18 protein-coding genes, 1 pseudogene and 2 riboswitches are annotated in these 21,207 nt (G+C 38.3%); of the genes and pseudogenes, 17 read left to right on the forward strand and 2 right to left on the reverse strand.

Annotated features, from left to right (window positions below; all coding sequences use genetic code 11):
- The first annotated feature begins 11 nt into the window (after positions 1–11).
- From BLR86_RS20735 to BLR86_RS20760, 6 genes are all read left to right on the forward strand, one after another.
- Positions 12–836: a carbohydrate ABC transporter permease gene (locus BLR86_RS20735; protein ID WP_090766159.1), complete on the forward strand. Its 825-nt coding sequence runs from the start codon at positions 12–14 to the stop codon at positions 834–836.
- 98 nt (positions 837–934) lie between these two features.
- On the forward strand, positions 935–2,251 hold the full coding sequence (locus BLR86_RS20740; RefSeq protein WP_090766162.1) for an ABC transporter substrate-binding protein: 1,317 nt from the start codon (positions 935–937) through the stop codon (positions 2,249–2,251).
- A gap of 98 nt (positions 2,252–2,349) precedes the next feature.
- Entirely contained in the window at positions 2,350–3,759 is a 1,410-nt protein-coding gene (locus BLR86_RS20745) for an MBL fold metallo-hydrolase (RefSeq protein ID WP_090766165.1), read from the forward strand.
- 16 nt (positions 3,760–3,775) lie between these two features.
- Entirely contained in the window at positions 3,776–5,347 is a 1,572-nt protein-coding gene (locus tag BLR86_RS20750) for a bifunctional metallophosphatase/5'-nucleotidase (RefSeq protein ID WP_090766168.1), read from the forward strand.
- Between the two features lie 210 nt (positions 5,348–5,557).
- Positions 5,558–6,265, forward strand: a complete 708-nt coding sequence (locus BLR86_RS20755) for an SH3 domain-containing protein (protein WP_090766171.1) — start codon at positions 5,558–5,560, stop codon at positions 6,263–6,265.
- Positions 6,266–6,339: 74 nt separating this feature from the next.
- Positions 6,340–6,624: a hypothetical protein gene (locus BLR86_RS20760; RefSeq protein WP_090766174.1), complete on the forward strand. Its 285-nt coding sequence runs from the start codon at positions 6,340–6,342 to the stop codon at positions 6,622–6,624.
- 4 nt (positions 6,625–6,628) lie between these two features.
- Here BLR86_RS20760 and BLR86_RS20765 read toward each other — a convergent pair whose 3' ends face one another.
- The gene (locus tag BLR86_RS20765) at positions 6,629–6,943 is read right to left on the reverse strand and encodes a hypothetical protein (RefSeq protein WP_090766177.1); all 315 of its coding nucleotides are present in this window, start codon (positions 6,941–6,943) and stop codon (positions 6,629–6,631) included.
- Between the two features lie 585 nt (positions 6,944–7,528).
- On the opposite strand from BLR86_RS20765, the gene BLR86_RS20770 reads away from it, so the two are divergent.
- A complete protein-coding gene (locus BLR86_RS20770) occupies positions 7,529–8,161 on the forward strand; it encodes a TetR/AcrR family transcriptional regulator (protein ID WP_090766180.1) in 633 nt (210 codons plus the stop codon).
- Position 8,162: 1 nt separating this feature from the next.
- Positions 8,163–8,318 carry an anti-repressor SinI family protein gene (locus BLR86_RS20775; protein WP_139185676.1) on the forward strand — a complete coding sequence of 52 codons (156 nt, stop codon included), beginning with the start codon at positions 8,163–8,165 and terminating at the stop codon, positions 8,316–8,318.
- Positions 8,319–8,542: 224 nt separating this feature from the next.
- Here BLR86_RS20775 and BLR86_RS20780 read toward each other — a convergent pair whose 3' ends face one another.
- Positions 8,543–9,382: a hypothetical protein gene (locus tag BLR86_RS20780; RefSeq protein ID WP_090766183.1), complete on the reverse strand. Its 840-nt coding sequence runs from the start codon at positions 9,380–9,382 to the stop codon at positions 8,543–8,545.
- Positions 9,383–9,849: 467 nt separating this feature from the next.
- Here BLR86_RS20780 and BLR86_RS20785 point away from each other — a divergent pair, with 467 nt between their 5' ends.
- The 9 genes and pseudogenes from BLR86_RS20785 (at position 9,850) to guaA (ending at position 20,906) form a co-directional block, all read left to right on the forward strand.
- Complete coding sequence (locus BLR86_RS20785; protein WP_090766185.1) at positions 9,850–11,112, forward strand: glycoside hydrolase family 18 protein; 1,263 nt, start codon at positions 9,850–9,852, stop codon at positions 11,110–11,112.
- Between the two features lie 377 nt (positions 11,113–11,489).
- On the forward strand, positions 11,490–11,756 hold the full coding sequence (locus tag BLR86_RS20790; RefSeq protein ID WP_090766187.1) for a (2Fe-2S)-binding protein: 267 nt from the start codon (positions 11,490–11,492) through the stop codon (positions 11,754–11,756).
- Positions 11,756–12,049: pseudogene (locus tag BLR86_RS20795) on the forward strand ((2Fe-2S)-binding protein); the annotation flags it as partial. The gene BLR86_RS20790 and the pseudogene BLR86_RS20795, both read left to right, overlap by 1 nt.
- 97 nt (positions 12,050–12,146) lie before the next feature.
- Positions 12,147–13,337, forward strand: coding sequence for an NAD(P)/FAD-dependent oxidoreductase (locus BLR86_RS20800; RefSeq protein ID WP_090766191.1), 1,191 nt, complete (start codon positions 12,147–12,149; stop codon positions 13,335–13,337).
- Positions 13,338–13,397: 60 nt separating this feature from the next.
- Positions 13,398–14,576, forward strand: coding sequence for an NAD(P)/FAD-dependent oxidoreductase (locus BLR86_RS20805; protein WP_090766193.1), 1,179 nt, complete (start codon positions 13,398–13,400; stop codon positions 14,574–14,576).
- Between the two features lie 167 nt (positions 14,577–14,743).
- Positions 14,744–15,700: an AAA family ATPase gene (locus tag BLR86_RS20810; RefSeq protein ID WP_090766196.1), complete on the forward strand. Its 957-nt coding sequence runs from the start codon at positions 14,744–14,746 to the stop codon at positions 15,698–15,700.
- Between the two features lies 1 nt (position 15,701).
- Positions 15,702–16,919 carry a DUF58 domain-containing protein gene (locus tag BLR86_RS20815; protein ID WP_090766199.1) on the forward strand — a complete coding sequence of 406 codons (1,218 nt, stop codon included), beginning with the start codon at positions 15,702–15,704 and terminating at the stop codon, positions 16,917–16,919.
- Positions 16,916–19,108, forward strand: a complete 2,193-nt coding sequence (locus tag BLR86_RS20820) for a transglutaminase TgpA family protein (protein ID WP_090766202.1) — start codon at positions 16,916–16,918, stop codon at positions 19,106–19,108. Before BLR86_RS20815 ends, BLR86_RS20820 begins: the two co-directional genes overlap by 4 nt.
- A 38-nt stretch (positions 19,109–19,146) precedes the next feature.
- Positions 19,147–19,248: riboswitch (purine riboswitch) on the forward strand.
- A 137-nt stretch (positions 19,249–19,385) separates the two neighbouring features.
- Positions 19,386–20,906: a glutamine-hydrolyzing GMP synthase gene (gene guaA, locus BLR86_RS20825; RefSeq protein WP_090766239.1), complete on the forward strand. Its 1,521-nt coding sequence runs from the start codon at positions 19,386–19,388 to the stop codon at positions 20,904–20,906.
- Positions 20,907–21,009: 103 nt separating this feature from the next.
- A riboswitch (purine riboswitch) is annotated at positions 21,010–21,111 on the forward strand.
- Positions 21,112–21,207: the final 96 nt, after the last annotated feature.

A 21,207-nucleotide genomic window follows, 5' to 3' on the forward strand; every position in this document is an offset into this window, starting at 1 on the left:
GGGGGAGAAAATTGCAAAAAGAAGCACTTTCTAAAGGTTTTATTTATCTTTTGTTAATCCTAGGCAGCCTATTGATGCTCTTGCCTTTTATATGGATGTTAAGTACTTCCTTAAAAGCAGCAAACGAAGTGATGATTATGCCTCCAAAGTGGATTCCTTCTGATATTCAATGGGGCAATTATATAAAAGCGTGGTTCTCAGCTCCTTTTGCTACGTATTCGGTTAATAGTGTGATTGTTCTAGTCGCTAGTACTATAGGTGAGCTAATCACTACTATTCTCGCTGCCTATGCATTTTCAAGAATTAATTTTTATGGCCGCGATATTATTTTTTCTATTTTGCTTGGAACTATGATGGTCCCTGGTGAAGTCCTATTGATTCCTAATTTTGTCACCTTATCGAATTTAGGATGGATTGATCATTACCAGGCATTAATCGTTCCCTGGTTAGCAAGTGTTTTTTCCATCTTTTTATTGCGCCAATTCTTCCTTTCGATTCCAAAGGAACTTTCTTTTGCTGCAAAAATCGATGGCTGCAGTGATTTTCGTTTTCTTTGGTCTGTCATGGTTCCACTTGCAAAACCAGCATTAATAACGATTGCCATACTAAAAGCGATCGGCAGCTGGAACGCTTTTATGTGGCCATTAATCGTAACTAGTTCTGAAAATATGCGAACTTTACCAGTGGGATTAATCGCATTTAGTACAGATACCGGTACGAAATATGAATTGTTAATGGCAGCGTCATCGATGATTATCTTACCAATGATTATTCTGTATATCGTTTTACAAAAATATATCATTGAAGGTGTTGCTAGAGCGGGAATTAAAGGTTAAGTCAAAAATTATTGAAGGGGGGTGAATGTCACTAAGTGATCCTGTTCAAATAAAACGCTAATATCATTTTTTAATAAAAAAATTGGAGGTTAGACACCATGAAAAAAATCGTACACGTTTTATTCGTTTGTTTGTTGGCTATTAGTCTTGCTGCATGTACAACAGCAACAAAACCATCTAGTCCTGAGGTGCAAAAAACAGCAGATATCCCAACGAAAATTGATAAGCCTGTAACCATTGAATTTTGGCATGCTATGACCGGTAACTTAGAGAAGACGTTACAAACGATGACACAGAAATTTAATGATTCACAATCAAACATCACGGTTAAACTAGTCAATCAAGGAACATATGATGATTTAAACAAAAAGTTAATGGCCGCAGCTAAATCACATACTTCACCTGTAATGGCACAAGCTTATGAAGATTGGATGCAAGAATATATTAATAATGATTTAATCACGGATCTAACCCCATATATTCAAAATAAGACAGTAGGTTGGTCTGATTCTGAACTTAATGACATTGTAAAAGTATTCCGTGACGAGAATACTTGGAATAATAAATTCTATGGTGTTCCATTTAACAAAAGTACAGAAGTTCTTTACTATAATACAGATATGTTCAATGAAAATAATTTAAAAGCTCCAACCACTTGGGAAGAACTTGAAAATGCCGCTCAAACATTAACAAAAGGAAATGTAATTGGGATGGGCTTTGAAAATGCAATTGGTCTCAATTTCCCAACTTGGGTTCAACAAGCGGGCGGCCAATTTGTAGATGTTGACAGCAAAAAGGTAACCTTTGATTCAGAAGAGGGTAAAAAGGCACTTACTTTCTTAAATGATATGGTTAACAATAAAAAGATTGCAAGACTAGCTGGTGAAGATAACTATATGTCTGATCCATTTAGCCGTGGTGATGTAGCTATGTATATCGGATCATCAGCAGGAATCTCTTTCGTAGAAGCTGGAGCGAAAGATAAAATTAATTGGGCAACTGCTCCACTTCCTGCAGGCGAGAAAGCATCTACACAATTCCAAGGTACAAATTTAGTGACTTTCAATTCAGCAGACGATCAACAGAAACTGGCAGCATGGGAGTTTATGAAATTTCTTTCTAGTAAAGATCAGACTATTTTTTGGGCTCAAAACACTGGATATGTACCAGTTCGTGAATCAGCTTTAAATGACTCTGTATGGTTAAAATATATTGAAGAGAATCCAAAATACGCTGCAGCAGAAAAACAATTTGATGCTGGTTACTTCTTCCCGCATCTTGACGGTGCATTTGCAATGAAATCAGCGTATTCTACTGAAATTCAAGCAGTATTAGTTGGGAAAAAATCAGTTGATCAAGGACTCCAAGATGCAGCTAAGAATACGCAAGATGCTTTAGACAAGGCTAGTAAATAAATAGAAAAAGGAAGAAATGGGGGGCCAGTCAATGGTTCCCTTCTTCTTTCAAATAGACAGTTCAATCGTTGAAAATACTTTACGAGGTGAAAAATTAAATGGCAAAAGATTTACATCATACCAATATACGATTTTGGGGCGGCTTAAAAACGATTGGTGGAACAGTTGTTTCTGTAGAATACAAAAATTCCCGTGTTATTTTTGACTTTGGTCTTTCGTATGATCCGGCAACGAATATTTTCGATGGGCAAATTAACAGGCGGTCTCAGGGGATGGTCCGTGATAACCTCAGACTAAATTTGATTCCACCTATTGATGGCTTATACGCAGCCGAGAGTCTAGGTTCCTACCAGAGGGAGCTAATCCCTGCGGAAGAATATGCTCAAGAAACAGCAGTCATCATTTCTCATTTACATCTTGATCATATAGGTGCAATGGGATTAATTGCTCCTTCTATTCCTGTTTATGTCACGAAAGAAAGCCATGAACTTTATCAAGCATTAGAAGTCATAGGGGAAGGAGTTCCGGGTAACCGTGACTATCAATTCTGTGACTATGGTGTATCTTTCTCAATAGGAGAAATTAATATTACTCCTATACAGGTTGACCATGATATTCTGGGGGCTTGTGCTTACCATATCCAAACACCAGATGGAGTCATTCTTTATACGGGAGACCTCAGGATGCATGGGAAGCACCCAGAACAAATAGACCATTTTATTAATGAAGTAAATCGGCTTGGTTTAGATGCCCTTATCATGGAAGGAACCACATTGGGCAGTGTGGAAGAAATGCGAGATGCAATTATTGGGAATCATGTCATTCCAGAGGGGATGATAACAGAAGGAAATATTCCTGAAAAAATGAGTGACAGGTTAAAAGTGACAAGAGGGTTAGGAATATTTAACGTTTATCATCGTAATATTGATAGATTAACTGGAATAATAAGAGCAGCACAAGACTCTTCTAGGAAAGCTGTTTTTGAACCAGAAACCGCTTATTTACTAGACAAGTTAACAGATGAGCATGACTTTCTAGTTTATAAGTCTATTGAAACTATATTTGAAGAACAAGCAGGGACATTACCAGAATGGAAATTGAACTTGTTCAATAAGCATGACACCATTCGTGCAGAAATGATTAATAACAATCCTGGTGAATATTATGTGCAAAATACGTATGGAAATGTCCTCGAGTTATTTGATTTAAATGTTGGTGAGGGGATATACATCCATTCAAACGGTGTGCCTTTGGGAGACTTTGATCCCGCTTTTGAAAATCTAAAAAACATCTTAACGAAATTGAAAGTCGACTATGCATATATTGGTGCAGGGGGACATGCTATTCCTTCACATTTAAAATATATTGTAGATCGAATCGATCCCAAAATCTTAATTCCATTACACAGCTTTAATCCAGAAAGGTTAAAACCTAAATCTGGAATTCAATTGCTAGTGGATTATGGTGTAGATTATGTTTTAAAACATCATCAAATAACTGCAAATTAAGGAGAGGAGTTCACTAATGGAAAAAATGGATCTGGTCATCCTTGAAACAAGTGATGTTCATGGCAGTGTTTTCCCGATTAACTATGGTAGTAATCAATCATCCGATGTTGGTTTAGGTAAAATCGCTTCTTTAATCAAAAAGGAGAGAGTAAAAAACCCACATTTATTATTGATTGACAATGGTGATCTAATTCAAGGAACTCCTTTAACCTATCATTATGCCAAAATTCAATGCAATCGCCCCAATCCAATGATTGTTTTAGCAAATGAATTGAAATATGATGCGGCTGTTTTTGGAAACCATGAATTCAACTATGGTAAAGGCATCCTAGCTTCCACTGTAAATGAATCTAATTTCCCTTGGCTGTCGGCTAATATTGTTAGTAAAGAAACGGGTGAACCCTATTTTGGAAAACCTTATATAGTAAAAAAGGTAGAGGACATAAAAGTAGGCATTCTTGGTTTAACAACCCATTATATACCTAACTGGGAACAGCCACAGCATATTGAAGGTTTGAGGTTTGAGGATGCTATTTTAACGGCCAAAAAGTGGGTTAAGATATTAAAGGATGATGAAAAAGTAGATATTGTCGTGGTTTCCTACCATGGAGGGTTTGAACGAGATTTAGAAACGGGAGAGCCAACTGAAACATTGACAGGTGAAAATCAAGGATACCAAATTTGCATGGAAGTAGAAGGTATTGACGTGCTATTAACTGGTCACCAGCATCGTCAAATTGCTGGAAATAGGATTAATGGCGTGATCGTTGTTCAGCCTGGAAAAGATGGGAGTACCTTAGGAAAAGTAACTTTACAGCTAGAAAAGGATGAGGTTGGCTGGAAATGTGTGGAAAAGTACTCTGAATTGCTATCCGTAACTGCTGTCGAAGAAGATATCAGCTTACTACAAAAAGTGAAGATGTACGAAGACATTACACAGGAATGGTTAGATCAACCGATTGGAAAAATCGAAGGAAATATGATCTTTCATGACCCAATGGAAATTAGAACAAAGGATAATACCTTAATTGAATTTATCAATCGTGTCCAAATGGAGGTCGCTGGGGTTGATATTTCTAATTCAGCTTTATTTGATAGCATATCACTTGGGTTTCCAGAGAATGTAACAATGAGAGCCGTTGTTTCAAACTATATCTATCCGAATACCTTAAAGGTAATTCGGATTACGGGACAAGATATGAAAGAGGCATTGGAGCAGTCAGCCTCTTATTTTGAACAATATGACGGTAAGGAAATAAAAGTGAATCCTTCATTTATTACCCCAAAACCGCAACATTATAATTATGATATGTGGGAGGGCATTGATTATTTGATCGATATCTCAAAGTCTAGTGGCGAACGAATTGTAAAGCTGGAGTACAAAGGGAAACCCGTTGAACCTGAAAAAGAATATGATGTCGTCATGAATAACTATCGCTCTGGAGGCGGCGGTAATTATTTCATGTATAAAAACAAGCAGGTTATTAAAGATATCCCAACAGATATTTCAGAAATCATAGCAAACTATATACTTGATAGAAAAGTAGTAAAAGCAACCGTAAATCAAAATTGGAAGGTCATTTATTAAATATTGATGAAATCAGTCAATAGAGCTGATTACTTTTTATATTACTTCACTTACTCGGTAATAAAGGATACAATTGAAGCTTCCCACAGGTTTTAAACTTGTGGGAAGCTTTTTTGCAAATGAAGCAATCATTACTTCGTATCGCATGGCGATATAACTTGAAAATAAATCTAAAAACAGTCATATTTAATAGAAAAAGGGGGGGCCGCTATGCGACGTGATATACAACCGAATGAACGAGCTTTTTCTTCCAAGGAAGTGGCAGAAGAAGTAGGGATTGCAACCCCTACTGTTCGAAAGTATGGCCAAATCTTAGAGAGGAATGGATATGTATTCTTGAAAGATGGCGATCGACGTATCTTTGTTCAATCTGACATCGGAGCGCTTATAGCGCTACGCGATACATCCAAGCCTCTAGACGATACAGCTAAAGACCTTGTGGATCAACAAAAAGAAAGATTAGAAGAACCCAATGAAATAGAGATTGCGATAACCGATACATATGAAAATTTACCGTATGACCCGAATCAATTAAAAGAGTTCTTTACGTTTTTAGTCAATGAACTCGCAGCCACACGTGAAATGAACGTCCAACTGAAAAGCGATATGTCAGAGCTTAAAACAAAGGTTTCTCGACTCCAGCAAGATCATCATGTTATAAGTTCTAGTATTGGAAATTCAGCGCAAAAAACTAGTGCTAAAATTGAAAAATTATCTGAACAACAAAATATCCATTACGAAACATTGCTGCAACAAGAAAAGAAAAAGAGTGAACTCTTACAAAAAGAGATACAAAATTTACGGGACGAACAGACAAAAGAATGGAGTTCACAAAATGATTTTAATAAACGTTTAGAAGAAGCGATACAAAAACCTAAAGGAAAATGGGGAGGGATTTTCTCCATGTTTCGTAAATAAGGTAAGGTGCCTGTTTAAGGTTCTCATGCTTAATAGTGTTCCTCAAGAAGGGGGCTGGGGGATCAGCTCTTTTTTTGATTCGTATCGCAGGGCGATATACCTTGCTATTAATAGCTTTGTTCAATCCGACATTAGAGCGCATATCGTTACCCGATATGGACAAGAACTTAGATGATACAGCTAAAGAACTTGTGTATCAACAAAAAGAAGGATTAGAAGTAACCAAGGGAATTGCGATACCGGATACATTTGAAAATCTACCCCTCGACCCCTTCGGTGAAAGAAATCATTATTTTTCAAATTTCAACAATTCCCGGGAAATATATACAAATTATGAGTATTTATTAATAATATCTTAACTATTCAGTTTAAGTATTTCCTCCCCTTTTGTGGATAGATTCCTTCGGTTTGATACCACTCCCAAAGCATGGTTCCGCTTTTTCGGCCAATGCAGCCACTCATAATAAGTTCAGGAACGATTAAATGGGTGGGCAAGCCTTTTACATAATAGGTGATATTGGTATTAAATTCTTTTAATACAGTAATTTGGTCAATGATACTTTTAACCTCAAAAAGGCTATCCCATCTTTTCGTACATTGCTTGAAACTCTGGTTAGCTATTTCAATCTGTTGCTCGGGGCTAAACCCTTTCTGATGGAGTTGTGGAAAGTGTCCCAATGGCTCGAGTCTTCTTCGACAATAAACTTTTCTAGAAAACAGATAAAAGCTCGATTCAAAAGAGTTTACAGCATTTTTAATCAAACGATTAGTTGGTATAACACCTTGTTTGAAATTATCAGAATATGTATTTTTTTAGTTTCTATTGTCAGTTTTGAAGATAATTCCTAACAAGCAGGGATTTTATACGACAATTAATTCTCTTGAAAACAGGCAAAAGTTCGTTTGATAAAAGGGTTTACCCGTAATTTAATCAAACGATTAATTGAATGAATTTACGTTAATCAAACGATTGATTAGAATTACTTTAAATCCTGTCAAAACTGTGTTTAATCCTCATTAGTACAGAGGATTTTGTCGAAAAGAAGATCTAGTAATAATGGTTCTTAAATTCCAGGTGCCAGGTACCATCCACTTTTTGGAGGGTGCATGGTACTTTTTATTTGGCTTCAAAGGAGGATTTGGTAAATAAAATAACTTTTTCAAATTTTGTGAATAAATGGTAGTAAAGTACTTGACGTGGTAATGTTTCTCTAGGATAATACTCATGAGTAATATAACTTCATAGAGACAAGAGGCGGCATAATGGGACAACGACGAGGCAGACAGAAAGGGTCCATCGGGATTAAAAGCAAAGAGGCAATCCTTGTGATTGCTGCAGAAGAATTCGCAGAACATGGATTTCATCAAACCAAGGTTAGCAACATAGTCAAAAGGGCTGGTCTAACGCAACCGAGTTTTTACCTCTACTTCCCCAGTAAGGAAGCTATTTTTCAAGAGCTCATACATACATTCCGCAACAACTTAATTAATTTGACGAAAGAAAGCAGACTTGAACCTAATCTGGATAAAAGTATACTTTCGTCAAAAATAAGTAGAGGTCTAAGTGCAATTTTTCAGTTCTTTGACGAACATAGGCACTTAACGAGAATTGGCTTTTTCATAGCAGACGAATCGAAGGAAATTAAGCAATTGATGGTAATGCATATTACCGAGAATCTACTAGCGGAGCAACAAGATAACTACTTTCGACAAGACCTGGACATGCAAACAGTTGCAGAGTGTATCATCGGCGCTATTGAGCGGCTCACCATTACGAAGCTATTCACAGATGAAAAAAGTCCACAACAACTAGTAAACGAAATAGTGGACATTTATTTATATGGCTTGCAAAACACGAAATCAAATAGTAGTTCATTTGGGGACGAGGGAGATTAAAATGGCGAACACGGTCGATCTGTTGGAACTTGACGAGGAATGGGTAGAGTTAATCATCGAAGCTAAAAACATGGGAATGCAACTTGAAGAAGTGAGGCGTTTTTTTGAAAACGGACTGAAAGATGAGAAAGTAGAGAAAGATCGAGTGACAAAATAAAGCGGCAGGCACCTCATTGTTTGATGGTGCCTGGCGCTTTGTTTTGTTGTCAATATACAAAATAGGGCTGAGGACTTAGAAAATAATTAGGCTCTAGCAGGTTAATCTAAAAAGGATCGTTTTGTATGATTACTTTAGGATGTTCAATGATTTTTTATTAATTTTGGATCTGTTATGATTCATTGTTGATTTTACGGTAAGGGTGCTAAGGTTTTATTCATACCTTAACAAATCAGTTTAAGGTATTTCCTCCCCTTTTGTGGATAGATTCCCTCGGTTTGATACCACTCCCAAAGCAAGGTTCCGCTTTTTCGGCCAATGCAGCCACTCATAATAAGTTCAGGAACGATTAAATGGGTGGGCAAGCCTTTTACATAATAGGTGATATTGGTATTAAATTCTGTTAATACAGTAATTTGGTCAATGATACTTTTAACCTCAAAAAGGCTATCCCATCTTTTGGTACATTGCTTGAAACTCTGGTTAGCTATTTCGATTTGTTGATCGGGGCTAAAGTCTTTCTGATGGAGTTGTGGAAAGTCTCTCAAAAAAATAGCATTCAACAATTGCTCACATACTTTCAGGTCGGAAATTGCCTCTTTTGAATACTTATCAACGACTGTGAACCATGTTGTGCCAACACGCTTATCAAGCCACTGAATAAACATCCTTAATTGGGAAAGGAAGGTTTCTACTTGTTTTTGATCGGGGGTAATTCTCATAACATGAGGAAAGTGGGTGAAAATCAGTTCCTCCCAGAACGGCCGCTTGCATTTTTTCCATGAGGGTGGACAGTCATCTTCCAAAACGGTGGTCATAAAGTTTGAGAGAATACGTAGAAACTCATTGCGGTCTTTGTCATAGGGGCGTTCAAGTTTATAGGTAATAAAATCCTTCCCATAAAATAAAAAGTGTCCTCGGTGCCTCATCTCAAATTCAGCACATATTCGCAAATTTTTTAATAGCTCTTCACGTTCTTTTGGGGTTTCAAAGTGTTTCATTAATACTTTCATCTGTGGTTCTTTCTCGTCACAAATATCCTTCGTATTGTTGCTGCTCTTCATACAATCAGCCTGCTTTCATTGTGAATTGTTTTTTGGAAAAGAAAAGAGAAGGGTTAAAGGAGAATTTTGCTGGGACTACTCATAGTATATCGTTTTTTCGAACCGTTTAAATGGTTGAATTATGTTACTTTTGTGAATAGCTGCTAGCATTTTGCTAACGCAATCCATTTAAAATAAAAACCCTCCCTTGCATAATAAAATTATTGCATTCCGTCAACAACTCATTAGATAGTTTTATTCGATTGAAGGAATATTACTAAGGGTACAAAGAGGCATAATTAAGCCTTTTTGTACCCTTTTTAAATAAGCATATTATTCTGGGAAGAGGATCTTGTAAAAAATCCTGCCATCATTGTGTTCTACATAAAAATATGGTTCATAAAATAAAAGGAAATACTGGTAAAGTCAATTCTGCCTAAAAACCTGAGTGAGGGGTGAATTTTGGACCCTTAAGTGGAGGGACAAATATGTTTTTTCATGAGGTTCAAGCTGGTGATTCCTTATTTACGATCAGCAGCAGGTATGGAATTTCTATAGATGAGATTCGCCGTGTGAATGGTTTAGTGCAATCCAATATTGTTCCAGGTCAGGCCTTGCTCATTCCTTTATATACGTACATTGTTCAACCTGGAGATACATTTACAGCGATTGCTAGAAAATCTTTCTTATCTTTAGACCAACTAACAGCTGCCAATGCTGCTGTTAATCCGGCTGCACTACAACCAGGTATGAGGCTTACGATTCCTAATATATCGAATTATCATGCATCAACACTAAGCTTCTATGTTGTTCGAAGTCCGGAGTTGGACCGTGCGTTAATTAGTGATTTTGCCCCTTATAGTACATCCATATCCATTTTTGAATATCACATTGCAAGTAATGGCGATATTGCAAATACCTTAAATGATTTGACAGCTATTCAAACAACTTGGACTTATCGGGTTAGACCTCTTGTGACTGTCACGAACTTAACAACTAAAGGTTTTAGTCCCGAACTTGTTCATCAAGTATTAAACAATCCTGCTGCAAGAACGAACCTTGTTAATAATATTTCCTATTTAGTAACCAATAGGGGGTATGGAGGAGTAAATATTGACTTTGAGCGTGTTATGGCTGAAGATAGAGATCTTTTCACGGGCTTTTTACGTGAATTACGAGATCGTTTGCAGCCATTAGGACGCACTCTAACAATTGCGCTTCCTGCAAAAACAAATGAAGAAATACCTTGGCTTAAGGGATATGATTATGGAGGAATCGGTTCAGTTGTGGACTTTATGTTTATCATGGCTTATGACTGGCACCATGCAGGAAGTGAGCCAGGACCTGTTGCTCCCATTACTGAAGTAATAAGAACCGTTGAATTTGCGATACAATATGTTCCTCGTCGAAAAATTATTATCGGTATGCCCTTATATGGATATGACTGGATCATTCCGTACAGTCCAGGCAGAGTTGCCCCAGCGATTTCAAATCAGGCTGCTATTGAAACAGCCATGAGGTACCAATCACCGATACAGTATTCAACTGAATTTGAGTCACCTTTTTTTCATTATAAAGATCAACAGGGATTAACACATGAAGTTTGGTTTGAAGATGTAAGAAGCATGGGTGCTAAAATGTTACTTATTCATGAATATGGATTAGATGGCTTAGGTGCATGGCAATTAACACTGGGATTCACACAAGGTCCTTGGCTTATAACAAAGTTTTTTACAATAATAAAGGTGTAAATCAGGAAGGCCTTGGATCATCTAATCCAAGGCTTTTAAATTTGGGGACTGTTAGACGGCTCTTATTCAAGTCTAGTATTTTGACAATAAATTTTTCTGGAAAACAACTGTCCAGGGCGCTTGCGCTTTTCCTGTCAGCAATACTAGGTTATGCCAAGGAAGATATGGAAGTGTAGGTCAACCTTGGACAAGGAAACTATAAACTGAAAATAAAAACATAACCAATGCGTAAGAACCCTATAATGTTGAGAAAATTGCGAGTTAAAAAAACTAAAGTAGTTGACCCAATACTACTACATTAGTAATATTTAAAGAAAGGTGAAAGCACTTACAAAAAGTACCGCACTTTTTCTTGTATAAAAGGAGGAGCCCCGATTATGAATCAAACAATTATCTGTAGATGTGAAGAAGTATATTTAGAAGACATTCATAATACCGCAATCACATATAACTGCTCTGCCCGTGAAGTAAAATTACGAACAAGGGCTGGTATGGGGTATTGTGGAGGGCGTACGTGCAGGCCGGCAGTCGATGCTATATTGGAAACAATTACGGGAGAAAAGGCAGGACATGCCATACCGATGAAAGTCCAACCACCCGTTAGACCTGTACCACTAGCTGTTTTAGGAGGTAAAATAAGGTGATTAAAAACCGTATAGTAGATCATCCTGTTCTTGGGAAACTACCAGACAAAACCCCAGTCACTTTTACTTTTGACGGGAATACATATGAAGGTTTTGAAGGAGATACGATTGCATCGGCACTTCTCGCTAATGGTGTCAGGCAACTGCGTGTTCATGAAGAAACCGGTGCACCACGGGCTATTTACTGTAATATTGGTCATTGCTTTGAATGCCGTGTCACAGTCAATCAAGTCCAGGGTATTCGTGCATGCATGACATCTATTAAAGACAATATGGCTATCGAAAGTGGAAAATTACAAGCAACTCCATTTGAATCTACACCAGAGGAATGGCCACGTACATATGCTGAATTTGAACAAAAGAACAAAGGTAAAAAGGTCGGTGATACGCATGTATGATGTCGTAATAATAGGTGCGGGCCCCGCTGGTTTATCAGCCGCAATTGCATGCCGTGAATCAGATTTAAACGTCATTGTTATCGATGAATTTCCAAAGCCAGGTGGTAGACTACTCGGACAACTTCACCAAGAACCAAATGGCGAGTGGTGGAATGGAGTGGAAGAAACACAAAATTTAATAGATAAGGCAGAAAAACTAAACGCAGAAATTAAATGTGGTGTTTCTGCCCATCATATCGAAAAAGTAGAACACGGCTATAGTATACATACAAGTATAGGCATTCTAAATACGACAAATCTATTGCTTGCAACAGGCGCCGCGGAAACAGCTCTCCCACTTCCAGGCTGGACACTTCCAGGTGTGATGTCTATTGGTGCAGCACAAGTGATGACAAACGTACACCGTGTTCGGGTTGGGAATAAAGGGATAGTCGTTGGCGTCAACGTATTGTCTGCGGCAATTGCCCGTGAACTTCAAATTGCTGGAATTGAACTGCATAGTATGGCTCTGCCGATTTCTAACCCTGTCACAAAAAACCATGCCAATCCAAGACATGTAATGGATGGATTAGTACGCATTGCCCATTTGGCACCTTCTACTTTCCTTCGGTTAGGAAGTAAATTTGCCAAAGCAGCTTGGGTACGAAATTTGGCTGTAAAATTTTATCCTAAAGGTGGCGTGAAAATGTGGGGAATGCCTATCCATATTCGCAAAGCCATCGTTCAAATAAACGGTACAGAAAAAGTAGAATCCATTACAATGTGCGATATTACCTCTGATGGAGAAATGATTGCAGGCAGCGAAGAAATAATTGATGTCGATTTTGTTTGTATAGCTGGAGGGCTGTATCCACTTGCAGAGCTTGCTGCTGTAATCGGTTGTCCATTCCAGTATGTTGAAGAGTTGGGCGGCCATATTCCGATTCATAATGAACAAATGGAAACACCACTTAAAGGATTATACGTCGCTGGTAATATTACAGGCATTGAAAGTGCAAAAGTCGCCCGTGCGCAAGGAACACTTGCGGGTTACTCTATCGCGAAGAATAAAGTTAAAATAGCACAAGCAATGAATGATGTAAAATTAACACGTGAATCAGCATCGATTCAATTCCATCCTGATATTGTTGAAGGCCGGGAAAGGATCCAAAAATCTTTTAAAGAGTATCAAAAAGCTCAATAAAGTTACAAGTAAGACACTTTTTAAATTAAACCACGAGTATTGCTATAGGAGGATTTTGGAATGTCGATGAAAAATCATACGGAAGTGGCCATTATTGGCGGTGGCATTGTCGGTTGCGCCATTGCATATTATGTTGCAAAATCTGGTATCGATTGTGTGTTAATTGAAAAAAACGATATTGCGAGCGGCACCTCGTCCCGTTGTGATGGAAACGTTACAATCGTCGATAAGGATCCAGGATTTGATAGTTTGATGTCTTTGAAAAGTCAGGAACTTACGGTGGATTTGAATGAAGAACTAGATTTAGGATTTGAATATCGTGCACTCGGCAGTCTCCTAGTTTGCGAGAATGATACAGAAATGGAAGCAGCAAAAAATTGGGTAGACATACAAAATGCTGCAGGGTTGGATTTCAAACTACTAGACCGGGCAGATCTTCGGGCGGAGTCTCCCTATTTTGCGGATAATATTCCTGGGGGGTTGGAGTGTAGAACGGACTCACTTATAAACCCTTATCTATTTTGTTACTCGCTTATCGATAAAGCGAAGCAATATGGACTTAAAGTACATAAACAGTCGGAAGTTACTTCTATTACAAAGAAAGAAAAATTTACAATTGAAACGAAAAACGCTACATTTACGGCAAATAAGGTCGTCAATGCTGCGGGCGTGTGGGCACCCTTTATAGGTAAGATGCTTGATCTTGATATACCGATTATCCCAAGAAAAGGCCATATCATCGTTGGTGCAAGGCAAAGGCCAGTAATGATGCGAAATGTCATGGAATTTGGTTATTTAATGAATAAATTTGGTCGTGATCGCATCGTGGATCCAGTAACAGAGAAGCACGGTGTCGCGTTGGTATTTGAACCAACAGAAAGTCAGAATTTCTTGCTTGGTAGTAGTCGTGAATTTGTTGGGTATGATGGCAGAATTGATATGAATGTTGTTCGCACAATGGCAAGAAGAGCACTACGTTTTTATCCGAAACTAGATGATTTCACGATGATTCGTACATATACGGGTTTCAGACCATGGACAGCTGATCATTTGCCAATCGTTTCGGAAGTTGATAGCATACCCGGATTTTTCATAGCAGCCGGACATGAAGGTGATGGAATAAGTTTAGCGACAGTTACTGGAAAGTTAATTGATGAATTAATTCGCGGTATATCTGACACTGTTATTCCAACAAATCCATTACGATTTGATCGTTTTAATAAAGTGCCAGTTTCATAATGGCTCTTTTCTTAAACTTTGTTGCTCCTTGGAACAAATTTTAAGAAAAGAGCCTTTCCTGTTATTTTTGAATATTGTGTGATCTTTTTACAGGAGTTTTACAGAATTAACTAGAATAGTAAGATATAATGTGTCATAAATCGGAAAAGCCCTGAGGAGGATGTAACGTGACCCGTGATCAAATGAACCCAACGATAGAGAAAATCCTTTTAAGCATTGAAAAAGTCATGATTGGCAAGAGAAATGTCGTAGAGCTGAGTCTTGTTGCCTTATTAGCTGAAGGTCATGTGCTCTTAGAAGACGTCCCAGGTGTCGGAAAGACGATGATGGTCCGTGCTCTTGCCAAGTCTGTGAATGCAAACTTCCGGAGAATTCAATTTACACCTGACCTATTGCCATCAGATGTAACGGGAATATCGATATATAATCCAAAAGAAATGGAATTTGAATTTCGACCAGGACCGTTGATGGGGAACATTATCCTTGCCGATGAAATTAACCGGACATCTCCAAAAACCCAGTCCGCTCTTCTTGAAGGGATGGAGGAGGCAAGTGTAACCATTGATGGTGTTACGCATCGCCTGCAAAAGCCATTCTTTGTCATGGCAACACAAAATCCAATTGAATACGAAGGTACATATCCACTGCCAGAAGCACAGCTGGATCGGTTTTTATTGAAAATGAAAATGGGTTATCCAGAACTTCATGAAGAGATAGAAGTACTAAATAGGGCACAAAAGGTGCCACCTATTGAAGATCTTTATCCAGTGATTGACCTCGAAGGATTAAGAGCCCTGCAGCAAGATATTAAAGAAGTATATGTGGACCAAACGATTAAACAATATATTGTTGATATCACCAGTATGACTAGGAGCTTTAGAGGAGTTTACCTTGGCGCAAGTCCAAGGGGATCGATTGCGTTGATGAAAGCGGCACAAGCTTATGCATATATGTACGGCCGTGATTATGTGCTTCCTGATGATATTCAGTATTTGGCACCATTTGTATTATCACACCGGATTATCTTGAAATCTGAGGCCAAGTTTGAAGGTCTTTCTGCAGAAGAAATTGTAAATCGAGTGATAGCACGAATTCCTGTTCCTGTCCAAAGGCTAGTGAAGTAGCATGAAGAAATTATGGAATCCATTCAAAAAAGTATGGAAGTTTGTTATCTTACTATTTTTGATTATCCTGACCTTTTCCTATGCAATGTTTCAAGGTGGATTTGTAAGTTGGTTTTTATTTTATAGCTTTTTACCCTTTGCCCTCTATTGTATTGGTTTATCATTCTATTCTTTGAACGAGTTGGAGATTAGTCGCCATATACCTAAAACAGATTACAACGCAGGGGAACCATTAAAGGTAGTTGTCAATGTGAAGAGAAACTCAAAATTCCCGATCTTTTATTTTTTTATTGAGGACCAATTGGATGAAAACCTGACGTATTCTCAACAGAAAGAGAAAGCGAAGGTATTAATTTTGCCTGGTTTTCGGAAGGAATTTTCCTATGAATATATCGTTGATGAGCTGCCGCGCGGAGAGCATCTCTTTCATAGCCTTCTCGTTCGTACTGGGGATATTCTTGGCTTAGTCGAAAAAGAAATCGTTCATAGGAATGAAAGTAAAATCATCGTGTATCCAGCATATACGGAGCTGCTTTACCGCTCATTTGAAAACCATTTTGATCAAGGGATGACTGCCTCAAGAGAACGGGTACAGCGTGATACGTCATTAGCGATTGGAGTCAGGGATTACCAGCCTGGCGACCGGTTCTCATGGATTAACTGGAAAGCATCTGCAAAACGAAACGAAATCATGACGAAAGAATTTGAACAGCGTCAATCCCATGATGTTTTTGTTGTGATGGACTGTGTGCCTGATATGCACTTTGAAGCAATAGTTTCCTTTACAGCCACATTGGTGCGGGCTGTTCTGAAAAAAGGAGCACAAACCGGCCTCTTAACCATTAGTCGTGAAAGAGCATCATTTCCTATCAGAGGCGGGGAAAATCAACTACAACAGCTCTTTTATCATCTTGCTAGGATAGAAGCATATAGTCCTACCTCATTTGAGAAGGTGCTAGAAACAGAGGGATTGTTTGTCCAACAAACCGCTTCCTTCTTACTCGTTACCGGACAATTAACGAAGCCTTTAATCCAAAAAGCTGGCTTACTTGGGCAAAGAAAAGGGAAGATTACTCTTTTTTTAATAAAAGGAAAAGCAGAAGCACCCACGGAAAACGAAAGATCACTTATTGCCCTTTCTAATGCACGAAATGTTCGGGTGCTTATGGTTCATGAAGGTGAATTTGAATCAGCCTTTTCGGAGGTGAATGTTCAATGAAAAGAGATTTCCAGACTTTTCTTTTATACGCATTCAGCTTTTTACTTTTATGGGAATGGTTACGTCCGGTGGAGCAAGTAACCTCGACAGATCATATTGAACTGTTTGTTATTTTTATCCTGCTATCTTTTGCAGTATCATTCTTAAAGCTAAAATGGATATGGAAAACCATATTGAAAGGTTGGTTCGTCCTCTTTTCACTGAATAAGGTTCATTATGATACTGGGTTCTTTGATTTCAGTTGGTTATCTTCCTTTTTTAGCAATTTAATCCCTAATTTTGGCTTGATTCTAACGCGCGATTTGTTAGCCATAACCAATGAATTTCGAACATTTTTGTTTTTCATTCTTCTTTGGTTAATGGTTTACTTAGTACACTATTGGCTTTTGAATCGGAAAAGAATTTTTATTTTCTTTTTCATGACGCTTATTTACATAACGGTTTTGGATACTTTTACACTTTATAGTGCGAATTTGGCGATTGTTCGAACCGTTGTAATTGGGTTTGCAGTCATGGGGATGTTAACCTATTATCGGATTTTGGCTAAAGAACAGGTAAACAGTGATTCTTTTATTACGCGAAAATGGATGAGACCATTAGTGTTAATGATAGCTTTTAGCGTTATAGTAGGAATTATTTCACCAAAGTTTGAACCGATTTGGCCAGATCCTGTTCCTTACCTTAAGGCGGCTGGCAATAAAGGCGGGGACGATGTAAATGGAAGTGGAGTTTCTAAAGTTGGGTACGGTACCGATGATTCTCGCCTAGGCGGTCCTTTTATTGGGGACGACAGTATTGTGTTCCAGAGTGAAGCTGCTCAAAAGAATTACTGGAAGGTAGAAACAAAGGATCATTATTCGGGCAAAGGCTGGATTCCTTCTGATACAAACCCCTACCATATAGCTGGAGATACTATAATACCTGTTAGTTCCATCCCTTCAAATGTAGAAGCCAGGGATGAAACGGCTTCCCTATCTTTGTTTATGGATTATACTCATCTTATTTATCCAGCGGGGATTCAAAGGGCTCAATTTAAACGTAATTATACTTTAGAAATCGACTCAACAAAGGAAAAGATTACAATTTTAGACTTTAACTCTACTCCTATTGCTCCTGATTCCTATTCAGTTCAGTATAAAATTCCAGTGTATGCGGCAACTGATTTACGGCAGACAAGTGAACCAGGGCAAATTGGTGAGGAGTTTCTTGAAAAATACACGCAATTGCCTGAAAACCTTCCTGAAAGAGTAAAAGAACTAGCAGAAAGAATTACCGAAGGAAAGACAAATTGGTTCGATAAAGCGAAAGCGGTGGAGAGTTATTTCAGTGGGTCTGGATTCATCTATGATCAGAAGAATGTCGCGGTGCCAGGAGAAAATGAAGATTATGTCGATCAATTTTTATTTGATACAAAAATCGGCTATTGCGATAATTTTTCTACTTCGATGGCAGTCCTGCTTCGTTCGATAGGTATTCCTACGCGCTGGGTAAAGGGATATACGGGTGGGGATTTTCTAAAATTTAGTGAATCCGATACGTCGAAACAAATTTATCAAATTACCAATAATAATGCGCATTCCTGGGTTGAAGTGTATTTTCCAAACCAAGGATGGGTACCGTTTGAACCAACAAAAGGATTTTCGAATAATATTGCTATTGATTTTACAAGTGAAGCGGGAACACCTGCCGCTACGGAGACTACTGTTCCCCCTGAGCAAAAACCACAGCAGGACTTGGAGAAAGATAGCAGCAGTTCAAAGAAAAATAATCAGTCATTTACATTTAATAATATTTGGCTCAGCATTAAAACATTTATGAGTAAAAATTGGAAATGGATATTGCTTTCGCTTGTGATCGTCGGCGGGGCAGCCGGCTTAACTTACAGGGGTCGTGGTAAATGGATTCCGTATTTGTATTTACTTCAATTCCGGTTAAGAACAAAGGATGAAAATATCGGGAAAGCCTATCTCGTTCTGTTAGACCAATTAGAACGGTATGGCTTAAAGCGTAATGAGGATCAAACACTGAGAAATTATGCCCGCTACATTGATACCTTCTTTGCCTCGAGAGAGATGTCTAGGCTGACTGATCGATATGAGCAATATTTATACCATCAGAAACTGCCAGAGGGAAGCTGGAAGGATTCACGGGAATTATGGGAAAATTTAATTAAAAAGACAATTGCTTGACCGGAAAAACAACCTATTGTTACAATAAGCTAGAATTTAATAGGTTAATTTATTTTCTTCATATATCCTCGAAAATAAGGTTCGAGAGTCTCTACCGGGTTACCGTAAACAACCTGACTATGAAGGCGGAAACTTCTGTGATTGCCATTACGAAAAAGCTAGAATTCTGCCTTCCTAGTTACTTTTAGGGGGAGAATTCTAGTTTTTTTTGTATGTAAAAGTAAATACTAACTATATTATTGGGAAAGAGGTGGCCATTTTGACAGGTACGCAGGATATGATTGTAGTTTTGGACTTTGGAAGTCAATATAACCAGTTGATTACGCGCCGTATACGTGAGTTTGGTGTCTATAGTGAACTCCATCCGCATACGATTACTGCTGAGGAAATTAGAAAAATGAATCCAAAGGGGATCATTTTTTCTGGTGGCCCTAATAGCGTCTATGATGAAAATTCCTTCCGATGTGATGAAGAAATTTTTGGAATGGGTCTTCCAATTTTAGGAATTTGTTATGGCATGCAGTTAATGACTGTTCATTTTAACGGTAAGGTTGAAAAGGCGAAAAACCGTGAGTACGGTAAGGCTGAAATGAAAATAGAAAATCAAACGAAATTATTCCACGATATGCCTGAAAAGCAAGTGGTTTGGATGAGTCATGGAGATTTGGTTGTAGAGGCTCCGGCGGGCTTTACGGTTGATGGAACAAACCCTTCATGTCCAATATCTGCAATGAGCAATGAGGACCAAAAGCTTTATGCGGTACAATTTCACCCAGAGGTTCGTCATTCCGTATATGGAAACGAACTGCTTAAGAATTTTGTCTTTAATGTCTGCGACTGTAAAGGCGACTGGTCGATGGGGAATTTTATTGAAGTCGAAATCGCCAAGATTCGTGAGCAGGTTGGCGATAAGAAAGTACTTTGTGCCCTTAGCGGCGGTGTAGACTCGTCTGTTGTGGCTGTTCTTATTCACAAGGCGATAGGAGATCAACTAACGTGTATTTTTGTTGATCATGGTTTACTTCGTAAGAATGAAGCAGAAAGTGTGATGAAGACCTTTGCTGATGGCTTCCATATGAATGTAATTAAAGTCGATGCAAAAGAACGTTTCATGTCAAAATTAGAAGGCGTCTCTGATCCAGAGAAAAAACGCAAAATCATTGGCAATGAGTTCATTTATGTATTTGATGATGAAGCGACAAAACTTGAAGGAATTGAGTTTTTAGCGCAAGGAACGCTATATACCGATATCATTGAAAGTGGTACAGCTACGGCACAAACAATTAAATCACATCATAATGTCGGCGGATTGCCTGAAGACATGCAGTTTACATTAATTGAACCATTGAATACTTTATTTAAAGATGAAGTCCGTGCTTTAGGTACAGAGCTTGGAATTCCTGATGATATTGTCTGGAGACAGCCATTCCCAGGACCAGGACTTGGCATTCGTGTCTTAGGGGCAATTTCTGAAGATAAACTTGAAATAGTCCGTGATTCTGATTGGATTCTACGTGAAGAAATTAAAAAGGCTGGGCTTGATCGCGAGATTTGGCAATACTTTACGGTACTTCCAGACATCCGCAGTGTAGGAGTCATGGGCGATGCGCGCACATATGATTATACTATTGGTATTCGCGCTGTTACTTCAATTGATGGAATGACATCTGACTGGGCACGAATCCCGTGGGATGTACTAGAAGTCATCTCTACACGGATTGTAAATGAAGTTTCACACGTCAACCGAGTGGTATATGACATAACCAGTAAACCGCCTGCAACAATTGAGTGGGAATAATCGAATAAACACCTTAGAAGCGAACGTTAATAAAATTTATTTTAATAACGTTCGCTTTTTGTATTTACAAAAAGTGAAATTCTTGATAAACTGATGAAGAAATAAGGATTTTGTCGAATTTACTCGTATAATGTTGGGGATATGGCCCAAAAGTTTCTACCGAGCCACCGTAAATGGCTTGACTACGAGGCAGTGTTTAAAACAGAGGTTATTCCCTCTATTTATTTACACTTGCCCCAAGTCAGCGTTCCGGTAGATGTCGGAGCGTTTTTTGTTTTTATAAAAGAAAGATTTTAGGGGG

This window comes from Bacillus sp. OK048 (assembly GCF_900103525.1).
Taxonomy (GTDB): domain Bacteria; phylum Bacillota; class Bacilli; order Bacillales; family Cytobacillaceae; genus Neobacillus.